The following is a 10,643-nucleotide window of genomic DNA, read 5'->3' as shown; positions in this document are numbered from 1 at the left end:
TTGGCCGCTGATCGACGTCAGACTGCACGTTCCGGCATTATCAACCTGCTTTTGACCAAGTGATGGCTCCCGTTAGCGCCGATGGCGCTTTGCGGAGTATACTGGCCTGCAAAGTCACTGATTCAGGTCGTTTTTAAAAAATTTCCTATCTAATGCCCATTAATTAGCGTACTGTCTCTCTTGTTGGAAAGATTTAGCAAAGCATTTCACGAATCAGACCTTTTGTGTTGCAAAACCTCTTGTCCTGTTTTTGATCCTGCCAGTTTTTTATTTCCCGCATACCGCTGACCAAGGGTCACAACGATCTATCGGCAGCAACTTATTGATTAAAATCAGGATAATTATTATGTCTACTATTAAAGGCAACGTTAAGTTCTTCAACGAAGCAAAAGGTTTTGGCTTTATTACTCGTGAAGGCGGTGCAGACGTATTCGTTCACTACAGCTCTATTCAGGGTGGCGGATTCAAGACTCTGGCCGAAGGCCAGGAAGTTGAATTCACAGTGACCGACGGCCAGAAAGGCCCGCAGGCAGAGAACGTTATTGGTCTGTAATTAACAGATAATATACGTAATGAAAAAAGGCAGCCTCGGCTGCCTTTTTTATTGATCCTACCCGGAAAACAGTAACATTACGGCTTGCTCGGGTTATTGCCGGATCATCAATTGCTCTTCAGGTTAATCTGCTTCGGGCCAGCAGTGGTCAGCTGCCCACTCTTACCTTTTCCAACATGTTCAACACGCCCACCAGACTTCAAAAAGGCCGCTGTCTGCGCCTCAATCTCGGCGGAAGTCAAAGTCGATTTTACGGCTTTCTTGCTCATTATATTATCCACGTTAAGTCTTGGCATATTCGCCGGGTTCGCTAGCGCAGTATAACCGAAACAGGAAATAATTGCTGAGATACTGACTTATACACCAACGTGTTATAAAGTTTTCCGACCCTGCGCAGAAAAACTGGATTCGATGACCACTAACCTGCCCTACTCCCAGGCTTGTGAGAACAACAAAGCACCCATCCTCGAGCAACTCCGCAAGATCTTTAATGCGCCAGGGAAAGTACTGGAGGTGGGCACAGGCACCGGACAGCACGCGGTGCATTTCGCGACGACGATGCCTCACCTGCAGTGGCAACCGACCGATCATCCGGACGCTGTGGACAGTTGTCGCGCCCGCCTTGAGCAAGCCGGCTTGGCCAACATCCTGCCGGTGATTGAACTGGACGTAGGTGCGGCTCCCTGGCCCGTCGAAACCTTCACCTGGGCGTTTTCCGCAAACACGGCCCACATCATGGCGTGGACTGAAGTCGAACAGATGTTTCGCGGTATTGGCGAGCGGCTTCCCAAGGGCGGCGCCTTTTGCCTGTATGGGCCTTTTAACAATCAGGGCCGGTATACCAGTGAAAGCAACCGACAGTTTGATCTATACCTGAAAGCCCGTTCGCCCCACATGGGCATCCGGGACCTGGAAGATCTGAGGGCCCTTGCGGAATCGGTGGGTCTCACTCTGGCGGAGAACCATGCCATGCCTGCAAACAACCAATTGCTGGTGTTCAGGAAATAGCCTGAGCTTGCAGGCAACCTGAGGCCCGATCCCGATTTATGCCCTCAGCTCTTCAGGCGCGCCCGTGAGCCTGCGACTGCAACTGCTCAGTGTCTACCCGAACGAAAATCGAATCAGCGGTCACTGTAAGAACATCACCCGCCCAGACCTCGCAGATCACCCGGCTTTTGCGGCCCACTTCGCCCTCTACTCTGGCTTTGAGGGTCAGCTCCACGCCCATCGGAGTGGGTTTCAGGTAAGTCAGCCCCAGCTTGCCGGTAACGCAATCAATGCGCGGCAGAGTACCCGGCTCACGGCCCTCGGCACGGTAGTGATAGGCCATCGCAGTCCAGTTGGAGTGGCAATCCACCAACATGGCCAGCAAACCGCCGTAAACCAGTTCCGGCCAGCCCAGGAATTTAGGGTCTGGCGTGTGTTTGCACACCACATGAACGCCATCTTCGTGCCAATAGCTCTTTAATTGCAGGCCCTCAGGGTGGGCACTTCCGCAGCCGTAACAAACCCCATCCGGGGCGGCCATGTCCTGCAAGGCGGTGGGAACACTGCTCATAATCGAAGACTCCTCATCAGGTATTTATTTCGTTGCTCAGTTGCGTTCCTTCAAGACCCCGTAAATGCTGCGAACAGCGGGATACTCTGGCGCGCCAGATTCAATTACATCTTCCAGAAGTTCCAGAACCCGCTTTTCATCATTACTTCGGAAACTCGGCCAGAACACATAGGGAACAACATCCGGATTCCGGATATAGAAAAGTGCGGCTTCTTCCGGCTTGTCAGTATCGCCCCGAAGGCCTACGGTGAACCGTTGCCCCTCGCTGTCCACAAGAATAACGACCAGCGACTTTTCGGACTCCACTTCCCTAACTTCACCAACGGTGACCGGAGCCTCAAGGCCAGGTACGGAAGTGATGTAATACTGAACACCGACAAACCCCAGAAGGACAACTAACAGCACCGCCAGGGCGATTGATTTCATCATGGGCACAGCCTGAAAAGGTCGACTTGGATCTCATTGGATCTCTGAGAGATTTAAACGCAGGCCAGTATAACCGCCTCACGCCTCATTCGCTTTCCGATACTGCCCCTGATAATCAAACACCCGCTCCTGTACCTGCCAGTAGTGCTTGTGCTTGCGGGCAATCACGAAATCCGGAGCCGGCAACAAGGCCTGCATTTCCAGCACCTCATCTGCCCGGCTGAACGTTTTCGGAGCCTGGCTATTGGCAACCCTTCTGCCAAAAAGTTTGTTGAACACGGTGCGCTGGGCCGGCTTTGTGAAGTCGAACGACTCCTTCAACTCTTCCCCATCTTCGCCATGGTAAGTCAGCCGCAGCCTGGAACCTTCAGCACTTAATGAAATCCCGGCGCAACGAATCACCATGGCATCCTTGAGTTTCAGGGCATCCCGTAGCTGATCATCCGGGTCGATAATGGCCTGCTGGCAGTGCCCACAGTTACGGGCGGCAATATCATTCTCACCGCCGCAATGGGGGCACTCCTTGAAGCGGAAACGGTAATCGCACTGCTGGGCGCGCGCTCCATCCCCCTCCGCAGGCTCCAGCAGCCCCTGACAACGGCGGCCGTAATGCTCGATCACACTGCCCTCGCTGTCGGTTTTGCCCCAGAAGATGTTGGCAAAGCCACAGCCGGGGCAGAACACCTGCACTGGCTCACTGTCGGGATTGGGTTTTGGCTCCCCCACTTCCGGATGATGCAGGTTTACATGATTACCGGCGTAATCAATTACCAGGCAATCCTGCTTGCCTTCGTCCAGGCGAAGACCGCGACCCACCATCTGCTGGTACAGGCTGACCGACTGGGTTGGCCGAAGAATGGCGATCAAATCCACATGGGGCGCATCAAAACCCGTGGTGAGCACAGAGACGTTTACCAGGTACTTCAACTGCCGCTGCTTGAAGCGCTGGATCAGAAAATCACGATCTTTCAGATCGGTGCCACCTGTCACCAGGGCGGTTTCGTGCTCCGGAAGATAGCCGGTGACCTCCCGCGCATGCTCCACCGTCGCCGCAAAAATCATCACGCCCTTGCGCTCAGCGGCCATTTCCACCACCTGTTCGATGATGGCGCGGGTCACCCGTTTGTGCTTGCTCAACAGCTGGTTGACGTCCTTCTCGGCATACTCGCCAAAGCGGTCCTGCGTGAGGGCGGAGAAATCGTATTGCGCCACCGCCGCGTTCACCAGCTCGGGCTTTGTCAGATAGCCCCGATTAATCATGTAGCTTAACGGCAGCTCGTAAATGCAATGCTGGAAGGGCTTGGCCTGATCTTCACCGGAGCCGCGCACAAAGCCCCGGTAGTGATAGCGATAAATCCAGCCCATGGCCAGGCGATAGGGCGTGGCGGTAAGCCCGAGGACTTTCAGCGAATCGTTTTGCTGCCGCAGCAGCTCGATGATGCGTTGATACTGGCTGGTTTCCTCACCGCTGACCCGATGGCACTCATCGATAATGACCAGCGAATATTCATCCCGGAACTGCTCCAGGTTCGCCGCGACCGACTGCACACTGGCGAAGGTCACCTGATGCCGGTTTTCCTTGCGCTTCAGCCCGGCCGAGAAAATGCCGCCCGTTAAGCCATAGCTCTCATACTTGGCGTGATTCTGCTCCACCAGCTCCTTTACGTGGGTCAGAACCAGAATCTTTCGCCGGGCAAGGCGCGCCAGTTCGGCGATAACCAGGCTTTTACCGGCACCGGTGGGCAGCACGATGACGGCAGACTCATCCGATTTGCGGAAGTGGTCAAGCGTGGCGTCGACGGCTTCCTGTTGGTAGGGGCGGAGTGTGAAAGGCAACGTCATGGTTGAGCATCAGATCGGTTGGAGATGGGCAAGGCGAACATAGTAACAAAAACGATGGCCGTCACCCGCGCACGGGCATCGCCGCCCAGGATACTGTATAAATATACAGAATTTATGTTAAGCTGCCCACTTATCAACGGTCTTACCAACCATCATTACCCCGGAGGCGATGGCATACCATGGGCGTAAAAGCACTTTATTATTCCGAGAGGGACGGACTGGACATGGCACTGAAAAACCCGGACAAAATGCTGTTTTCGTCCAAAGCTGAAGCCGATGCCCGGGACAAAATCCTTGAACTTTCCGAAGAGGTCGCCGCCTTCCTGCAACGCAAGGTCAGCGGGCTGTCAGAGGAACTGGCCGAACAATGCGCACTGGCCATTGCGGAAGAAAAAGAACTGTTCAGCCGGGCACTGAAAAAGCCGGAACTATTGAACGAAGCCGCCGCAGCCGAGTAAAACCCGACCCGGCGTTTCCATGGCCAACGGCCTTAGTTAATGATGATGACCGCCCGGGCCATGAACATGGCCGTGGGCGATTTCTTCGGCCTCGGCCGCACGCACCTCGATAATCTCGATATCAAAGGTCAGCGTCTTACCAGCCATCGGATGATTGGTGTCGACATCGGCGAACTTGAGCCCGACCTTGGCAACCACCACATGGCGACGGCCATGCTCTGTTTGCACCTGGGCGACCATGCCCGGTTTCCAGCGCTTGGCACCGATCAGATGCTTGACCGGTACGCGCTGAATGGCGTCTGGCCTGCGAGCGCCATAGGCCTTGTCCGGTGACACCGTTACACTGAAGGTATCGCCTGCCTCGCGGCCTTCCAGGGCCTCTTCCAGCCCCCGGATAATACCGCCGTGGCCATGCAGGTAGGCGTTCGGCTCTCCGCCACGGGAATTTTCAACTTCATTGCCCTGCTCATCTCTCACGATGTAGTGAAACAGGACCACTTGATTCTTTTCGATTGGCATAGCGTTCTCTGGGACGGTTTGAGGGGCATCATTATAGCCAGTGGTGGCGTTTGCTGCAGCTGGAAGCGAAGCGGTTGAAGACGAACGACCGCCAGCCTGTTAACGCTGTCTGGTCGATCGTCTCGCAGTCAGTGCTTCACTTTGCTAACCACGTCCGGCGTTGCCGATTTATCGCGCTTGACGGAGAGAATACGGTCGGCATCCAGTGAGGAAATCGGTACCCGGGTGTCCCTGGGCACGTCGCCACTCAGTTGCAGTTCAAGGTAACGCAGCGCGCAGACCCGAAGGAAAGAAGTGAAATTTCCGAGATCATGGCCGGCATCAATGGACTCATGGTAAAGCCGGGTAATCATCTGCGGCAGATTCATACCATCCCGCTCAGCCAGTTCCGACAGTACCTGCCAAAAGGCGTTTTCCATCCGCACACTGGTGACCATGCCGTCAATACGCAGGGAGTGGGTTCGGCTGACCCAAAGCTCCGAATCAGCGTTGATAAAGAGCTTGCACATAACGGCCTCCCCGCGAGTGATTGATGCGCTTGAGGGTGGTGAGGAACCCGCGGACGAGCCCCTGAGGTGTTACTGATCCAGCAATCTGAAGAACTGCGCAAGCCAGGCCGGATGGGCTGGCCACGCAGGCGCTGTTACCAGATTAGCATCGGTGACTGCCTGATCAACCTCAATAGCGGCAAAGGTACCGCCGGCCTGTTCCACCTCGGGCTGGCAGGCCGGATAGGCAGAGCATTTGCGCCCCTTCAGAACCCCGGCTGCCGCCAACAACTGAGCGCCATGGCAGATCGCCGCCACGGGTTTGTTGGTTTCAAAGAAATGGCGAACCAGATCCTGTACATCCTTGTTGAGCCGCAGGTATTCGGGAGCGCGGCCTCCGGGCACTACCAGCGCGTCGTAGTTGGCGGGGTCGAGTCCGTCAAAATCCGCGTTCAGGGCAAACCGGTGGCCGGGCTTTTCGCTGTAGGTCTGGTCGCCCTCGAAGTCATGAATCGCCGTAGCGACCGAGTCGCCCGCTTTCTTGTCCGGGCAAACGGCGTGAACCGTGTGACCCACCGCCTGCAATGCCTGGAACGGCACCATGGTTTCGTAATCTTCGGTGAAATCACCGGTAATCATCAGAATCTTCTTCCCGCTCATGGCTGTCTCCTTGTGATTGTGTCGCCAGGTCAGGAAACAGTAGCAGCGGTGGTGGCGACGCGGGTATTAAGGGGTTACTACAAGTACCGCCCACCAGCTCCAATCGCCACCACGATCAGGCCCAGAATCAGGTTGGTGCCCACCAGCTTGCGAATCTGCCCCACCTGGCGGCCACCTTCCTGAGGATCCTGATTAGCGACCGCCTGCCTCAGGCGCCGGAAGGGAGCGAAGTAAACGTGAGCATAGAGCAGGACCATCACAATCCCGAGCGCTTGCATCAGGTGGATATGCCAGCCTGAGCCGGCCATACCGCCGAACACGCTGAAGATCATCCAGTAACCGGTCACCAGCAGCAGAATCACCGCTGCCCATACCCACCGGAAAAACCGGGACAGGGTTGCACACCAGAGCGCACCCCGCTGTGAGGCATCAACCACGTCGACCACCGCAGGGCGCATAGCCATGTAGGCGAAAAACATACCACCGACCCAGACCACGGCGGAGAGAACATGCAATGCGATGGCCAGACTCATAGGGCGACTCCTGGATCAGAAAGTTGAGTGGGCATAAGGTTAACGACTCGAAAGCCCTGTAACACGACTTGCTCAGGCCTGGCTTTCAAAACCCGGCTCAAATCGCTCCCGCAGCCAGGCCTTGATGTCATCAGACTCGTACAGCCACCGTTCACTGCCATCGTCCTGACGAATCTTCAGGCAAGGCACCTTGATCTGACCACCGCCAGCCTCCAGCGCGGCACGATGCTGCGGATCGTGCTGGGCGTCGCGGGTTTCAATGTTCAGCCCCAGCCGGGCGATTTCCTTACGCACCTTGATGCAGAAAGGGCAAGCTTTGAACTGGTACAGGGCAAGCTTTGAACTGGTACAGGGCAAGGTTCTTGCTGGCCTCGTCAACACGGGCTTGCTGCTCCTCACTGCGAGTGATGCCCTTGGGCGTGCTGAGCTTCTCGCTGAGCAGCATGAACGGCGTCAAAACGAGGCGCAGGGCGCGGAAAAAATAACGAATAATGATTCTCATGGGTAACACTCGAATTCCGGATTAAAGGTAACCTACCGGGTGCCGGCACTTTGGCTTGATTTGCGAACGATAAATTCGTGGGAGAGGATACCATTTCCCCCGGTTGACCCGGTAATGCCCACTGAGTAGAACGAAAGTTTCCCAGGATGACTGTTTCTCTGGCATTGCCGGGGCAGCCCCTTATCCTACCAAGTAAACCGGGACTGCCAACTACGTTACACACAAAAGCTGTGGATAACTTTGTTGGGAACCTCGGGTTAACCACCTCTAAGCCTTGAGCAGCAAGGGTTCGCGGAAACTGGTTCAAAAATGGGCAATGCGGGGATGCTACATGAACGTGAGGGACGCCTTTCACTTCGTCTCTCCCGGAAAATACGCTCACCTCAGCTGACTGTCCTTACTGCCCCGCCGATTAAACCCCCGAGACGTCGACTGTTGCTTTTCAAGCGCAGACTGACAGGCAATGCACAGCCGCACGCCCGGAATGGCCTTGCGGCGAGCTTCGGGAATAGCACGGTCACACTCATCACAATAGACCGCGCTCTCGCCACCACCGAGCTGGCTCCGTGCCCGCTGCACTTCGTCTTCGACGCTTGCATCAATCTGATCCTGAACAGCGCCATCCCGTGACCATCCACCTGCCATAGCGTTCTCCGATCATCAAATGAGTAGATTCAGCCTAGGGCACAAGAGGGTAAGCCGCCCTCACCTGCCCCATCGCAATCCTGGCATCTTCCGGTTTCAAACCCTGCTTTCGCAACTGCGGCATCACCATCGCGCCCACAGCCTTACACCGAGATTGATCAATGCCGTACTTTTGGAACACATCGGCAATGGCCCGCGGTTGGGCATCCGGATTGGTTTTTAGCAGCTTGCCAATGTCGATGGCACAGGCCTGCTCTTCAGGGGCGGTGTTCTGTTTACTACGCCAGATCAGGACAGCCACGATGGCAGCGAAAACACCGATGATCAGAAACTTCATACTACGACACCTTTGTCCCGGTTTTTCCTAGCGAATACCCTGCGATTGCAGCCACTGACTGATCTGGGCCTGATTCATGGCGCCACTCTGGCGCGCCACCTCCCGGCCGTTCTGGAACAGAATCAGGGTCGGTATGCTGCGAATCGCAAACTGACCGGCCGGCCCGGGGGCTTGTTCCGTATTCAGCTTGGCAAAGCGCACTTTCCCGCGCCAGGCCTTCGCGGCCTGCTCGAACTGGGGCGCCATCATTTTGCACGGGCCACACCAGCTGGCCCAGAAATCCACTAACACGGGCAGATCGCTGCGCCCGGTATGGGTAGCAAAGTTCTGCTCCGTTAGCTCCAGAACCTGATCCGGCCAAAGCGGTTGTTTGCAGGCACCACAATTGCCGCCGGAGGACAACTTGTCGGCCGGCACGCGATTCACTTTGTGGCAATGGGGACATACCAGGTGTCGAACGTCAGTCATGATGAACAGGCCTCTGATTAGCTGATGGTAGAAATAATCAGGGCAAGAGAAGAGAAATCAAGCGGCACTAAAAATCGCGCATCTCACGAACACGCATCAACCGCTTTCCGCTACTATCAAAGTAAGTCGGTGTCAGAGGCTCAAGCGCCATGGGACTGTCGATAAAACAATCGGAATTTACAGCGGAAGAATTTGATCGTTTTTCGGGAGGGATGGTGATGCGCTGAGCGGGGGCGTTCAGCGCATGCGGAGGAGAATCAGCCTTCGACGGACTGCGCCGACACATCCATCACATAACGGTGCGCAATCCTGTCTGATATTTGCCTGATTCTCTCCACCCCCGGCAAAAGGCAACCAACAGCCCCTGCACCAAGCGGTCTCAATGTGTCTCGGTTTTCCGAAGTTTTTTTATAGGAATGTGCCCCAACCTATTAGGTTGCAACTCAAATAAACCATCAGAGGGAATCTTGATGACACAGATTATCGAACAGTTTCTCGAAGTTTCGAGCACTTACCTGCTATCACCCTGCGACAGTGACTGCTGCCACAAATCCGCTGCCTGATCTGGTTGCCCCTGAAACCACAGGGTAATGCCAGGCAACGGCCAGAGTGCTGCCCCCCTCGCTTAAAAAAGCTTACCCCCTTGTGTAACGAGTGGGTTCTCCGTAAAAAGGCATAGGAATCACAGCGGCCAATCCTCAAGCAAGGCCATCATCCATCCCAGGAGTGTTAACCGTGATTGTTCGCGAGCGCCCCGGCCCACTCCGGCTGTTGCTGGCCTGGAAAGGGTCTGTTGTCCCCCACATTCTGCCGCACATTCTGCTTACGGGAATGTTTGCAGCCGCCGTTACCTGGGTTTCGCGCCACCACTACCTCGACGGCATGGTCGACTACACACTTCTGCCGTTCACGATCATGGGCATCGCCCTGTCCATCTTTTTAAGCGTGCGCAACACCGCCACCTACGACCGCTGGTGGGAAGCCAGAAAACACTGGGGGCATATGGTGTACGAATTTCGCAGCCTGGCCCGGACTGGCACCATTTACCTGAGCCCGGAGCGACGCCGGGAACTTCTGACCCGATGCCTCGCTCACGCTCACCTGCTGCGCGGCCAGTTGCGGGGAGAAGATGTACGGTCTGACCTGCCCGGGTCACTGGCACCCGAACTCGTTGACCAGGCCCTGAGCACACGCAACCCCGCCGCCTTCATGCTGCACCGGGCCGGAGACGTACTCGCCGAAGCCCACAAGGCGGGCGATCTGGATTCTGTAGCAACCGCGGCCGTAGACCAGCACCTTCATGGCCTCGCGGGCATTCAGGCGGCCTCGGAACGCATTGCCCTCACCCCGTTGCCCTTTGCCTACACCCTGCTGGCTCACCGCACGGCGTATGTGTTCTGCTACTTGCTCCCGTTCGGTCTGGTAGGCGTCGCAGGCTGGTTTACGCCGGTGTTCACCGACATCGTGGCCTACACGTTTTTCGGGCTGGATCGCCTGTCTGAACAGCTTGAGTTTCCCTTTGGCCGACACACCAACGACCTGCCGCTGGATGCCATCTGCCGCATTCATGAAATCAGTGTTGCCGAAGTCCTGGGCGACCCGGCACCCGAACCGCTGCAGCCGGTCAAATACCAGTTGCAGTAAAGGCCCGGCG

The 10,643-nt window shown here is 56.1% G+C and carries 17 protein-coding genes; 4 read left to right on the top strand and 13 right to left on the bottom strand.

The annotated features are described in order from the left end of the window. Positions 1-346 precede the first annotated feature (346 nt). On the top strand, positions 347-553 hold the full coding sequence (locus LWH94_RS04565; protein ID WP_022987913.1) for a cold-shock protein: 207 nt from the start codon (positions 347-349) through the stop codon (positions 551-553). Positions 554-660: 107 nt separating this feature from the next. On the opposite strand, the gene LWH94_RS04560 is transcribed toward LWH94_RS04565, so the two are convergent. Beyond that, the gene (locus LWH94_RS04560) at positions 661-822 is read right to left on the bottom strand and encodes a hypothetical protein (RefSeq protein ID WP_022987912.1); all 162 of its coding nucleotides are present in this window, start codon (positions 820-822) and stop codon (positions 661-663) included. 142 nt (positions 823-964) lie between these two features. On the opposite strand from LWH94_RS04560, the gene LWH94_RS04555 reads away from it, so the two are divergent. After that, positions 965-1,561, top strand: coding sequence for a DUF938 domain-containing protein (locus LWH94_RS04555; RefSeq protein WP_232901391.1), 597 nt, complete (start codon positions 965-967; stop codon positions 1,559-1,561). Positions 1,562-1,613: 52 nt separating this feature from the next. Here LWH94_RS04555 and LWH94_RS04550 read toward each other — a convergent pair whose 3' ends face one another. The 3 genes from LWH94_RS04550 to LWH94_RS04540 all read right to left on the bottom strand — a co-directional run bounded on the left by LWH94_RS04550 (position 1,614) and on the right by LWH94_RS04540 (position 4,379). Continuing rightward, positions 1,614-2,111, bottom strand: a complete 498-nt coding sequence (locus LWH94_RS04550) for a PaaI family thioesterase (RefSeq protein WP_232901390.1) — start codon at positions 2,109-2,111, stop codon at positions 1,614-1,616. A gap of 36 nt (positions 2,112-2,147) precedes the next feature. Continuing rightward, entirely contained in the window at positions 2,148-2,540 is a 393-nt protein-coding gene (locus LWH94_RS04545) for a hypothetical protein (protein WP_232901389.1), read from the bottom strand. Between the two features lie 75 nt (positions 2,541-2,615). Continuing rightward, positions 2,616-4,379, bottom strand: a complete 1,764-nt coding sequence (locus LWH94_RS04540; RefSeq protein WP_232901388.1) for a DEAD/DEAH box helicase — start codon at positions 4,377-4,379, stop codon at positions 2,616-2,618. A gap of 179 nt (positions 4,380-4,558) precedes the next feature. Here LWH94_RS04540 and LWH94_RS04535 point away from each other — a divergent pair, with 179 nt between their 5' ends. Continuing rightward, positions 4,559-4,837 carry a YebG family protein gene (locus tag LWH94_RS04535; RefSeq protein ID WP_094623790.1) on the top strand — a complete coding sequence of 93 codons (279 nt, stop codon included), beginning with the start codon at positions 4,559-4,561 and terminating at the stop codon, positions 4,835-4,837. A gap of 36 nt (positions 4,838-4,873) precedes the next feature. Here LWH94_RS04535 and LWH94_RS04530 read toward each other — a convergent pair whose 3' ends face one another. From LWH94_RS04530 to trxC, 9 genes are all read right to left on the bottom strand, one after another. Next, positions 4,874-5,356 (bottom strand): FKBP-type peptidyl-prolyl cis-trans isomerase, encoded by a 483-nt coding sequence (locus LWH94_RS04530; RefSeq protein WP_058341600.1) that lies wholly within the window; start codon positions 5,354-5,356, stop codon positions 4,874-4,876. 128 nt (positions 5,357-5,484) lie between these two features. Next, positions 5,485-5,865 carry a ribbon-helix-helix domain-containing protein gene (locus tag LWH94_RS04525; protein ID WP_232901387.1) on the bottom strand — a complete coding sequence of 127 codons (381 nt, stop codon included), beginning with the start codon at positions 5,863-5,865 and terminating at the stop codon, positions 5,485-5,487. A gap of 69 nt (positions 5,866-5,934) precedes the next feature. After that, positions 5,935-6,504, bottom strand: a complete 570-nt coding sequence (locus LWH94_RS04520) for a DJ-1/PfpI family protein (protein WP_232901386.1) — start codon at positions 6,502-6,504, stop codon at positions 5,935-5,937. Between the two features lie 77 nt (positions 6,505-6,581). Further along, positions 6,582-7,037, bottom strand: coding sequence for a CopD family protein (locus LWH94_RS04515; protein WP_232901385.1), 456 nt, complete (start codon positions 7,035-7,037; stop codon positions 6,582-6,584). 72 nt (positions 7,038-7,109) lie between these two features. Continuing rightward, complete coding sequence (locus LWH94_RS19580; RefSeq protein WP_442914961.1) at positions 7,110-7,331, bottom strand: glutaredoxin family protein; 222 nt, start codon at positions 7,329-7,331, stop codon at positions 7,110-7,112. After that, positions 7,324-7,539, bottom strand: coding sequence for a hypothetical protein (locus LWH94_RS19575; protein ID WP_442914960.1), 216 nt, complete (start codon positions 7,537-7,539; stop codon positions 7,324-7,326). The genes LWH94_RS19580 and LWH94_RS19575 overlap by 8 nt, the downstream gene beginning before the upstream one ends. Positions 7,540-7,917: 378 nt before the next feature. Next, complete coding sequence (locus LWH94_RS04505; protein ID WP_232901384.1) at positions 7,918-8,184, bottom strand: DksA/TraR family C4-type zinc finger protein; 267 nt, start codon at positions 8,182-8,184, stop codon at positions 7,918-7,920. Between the two features lie 34 nt (positions 8,185-8,218). Continuing rightward, positions 8,219-8,521 carry a hypothetical protein gene (locus tag LWH94_RS04500; RefSeq protein ID WP_232901383.1) on the bottom strand — a complete coding sequence of 101 codons (303 nt, stop codon included), beginning with the start codon at positions 8,519-8,521 and terminating at the stop codon, positions 8,219-8,221. 27 nt (positions 8,522-8,548) lie between these two features. Continuing rightward, positions 8,549-8,989, bottom strand: a complete 441-nt coding sequence (trxC, locus tag LWH94_RS04495; RefSeq protein ID WP_113880344.1) for a thioredoxin TrxC — start codon at positions 8,987-8,989, stop codon at positions 8,549-8,551. Between the two features lie 735 nt (positions 8,990-9,724). Between trxC and LWH94_RS04490 the strand changes: the two genes are divergently transcribed. Next, positions 9,725-10,633, top strand: a complete 909-nt coding sequence (locus tag LWH94_RS04490) for a bestrophin family protein (RefSeq protein WP_232901382.1) — start codon at positions 9,725-9,727, stop codon at positions 10,631-10,633. The last annotated feature ends 10 nt before the right edge of the window (positions 10,634-10,643 follow it).

It is taken from the genome of Marinobacter sp. G11 (genome assembly GCF_021282325.1).
GTDB lineage: Bacteria > Pseudomonadota > Gammaproteobacteria > Pseudomonadales > Oleiphilaceae > Marinobacter > Marinobacter vinifirmus.
The sequence above is the reverse complement of the archived record's forward strand: the minus strand, read 5'-3'. Positions and strand labels throughout refer to the sequence as shown.

What these genes read in the sequence shown, in the direction of transcription:
- LWH94_RS04565 (WP_022987913.1), top strand. Translation starts at nt 347, where the DNA reads ATGTCTACTATTAAAGGCAACGTTAAGTTCTTCAACGAAGCAAAAGGT.
- LWH94_RS04560 (WP_022987912.1), bottom strand. Translation starts at nt 822, where the DNA reads ATGAGCAAGAAAGCCGTAAAATCGACTTTGACTTCCGCCGAGATTGAG.
- LWH94_RS04555 (WP_232901391.1), top strand. Translation starts at nt 965, where the DNA reads ATGACCACTAACCTGCCCTACTCCCAGGCTTGTGAGAACAACAAAGCA.
- LWH94_RS04550 (WP_232901390.1), bottom strand. Translation starts at nt 2,111, where the DNA reads ATGAGCAGTGTTCCCACCGCCTTGCAGGACATGGCCGCCCCGGATGGG.
- LWH94_RS04545 (WP_232901389.1), bottom strand. Translation starts at nt 2,540, where the DNA reads ATGATGAAATCAATCGCCCTGGCGGTGCTGTTAGTTGTCCTTCTGGGG.
- LWH94_RS04540 (WP_232901388.1), bottom strand. Translation starts at nt 4,379, where the DNA reads ATGACGTTGCCTTTCACACTCCGCCCCTACCAACAGGAAGCCGTCGAC.
- LWH94_RS04535 (WP_094623790.1), top strand. Translation starts at nt 4,559, where the DNA reads ATGGGCGTAAAAGCACTTTATTATTCCGAGAGGGACGGACTGGACATG.
- LWH94_RS04530 (WP_058341600.1), bottom strand. Translation starts at nt 5,356, where the DNA reads ATGCCAATCGAAAAGAATCAAGTGGTCCTGTTTCACTACATCGTGAGA.
- LWH94_RS04525 (WP_232901387.1), bottom strand. Translation starts at nt 5,865, where the DNA reads ATGTGCAAGCTCTTTATCAACGCTGATTCGGAGCTTTGGGTCAGCCGA.
- LWH94_RS04520 (WP_232901386.1), bottom strand. Translation starts at nt 6,504, where the DNA reads ATGAGCGGGAAGAAGATTCTGATGATTACCGGTGATTTCACCGAAGAT.
- LWH94_RS04515 (WP_232901385.1), bottom strand. Translation starts at nt 7,037, where the DNA reads ATGAGTCTGGCCATCGCATTGCATGTTCTCTCCGCCGTGGTCTGGGTC.
- LWH94_RS19575 (WP_442914960.1), bottom strand. Translation starts at nt 7,539, where the DNA reads ATGAGAATCATTATTCGTTATTTTTTCCGCGCCCTGCGCCTCGTTTTG.
- LWH94_RS04505 (WP_232901384.1), bottom strand. Translation starts at nt 8,184, where the DNA reads ATGGCAGGTGGATGGTCACGGGATGGCGCTGTTCAGGATCAGATTGAT.
- LWH94_RS04500 (WP_232901383.1), bottom strand. Translation starts at nt 8,521, where the DNA reads ATGAAGTTTCTGATCATCGGTGTTTTCGCTGCCATCGTGGCTGTCCTG.
- trxC (WP_113880344.1), bottom strand. Translation starts at nt 8,989, where the DNA reads ATGACTGACGTTCGACACCTGGTATGTCCCCATTGCCACAAAGTGAAT.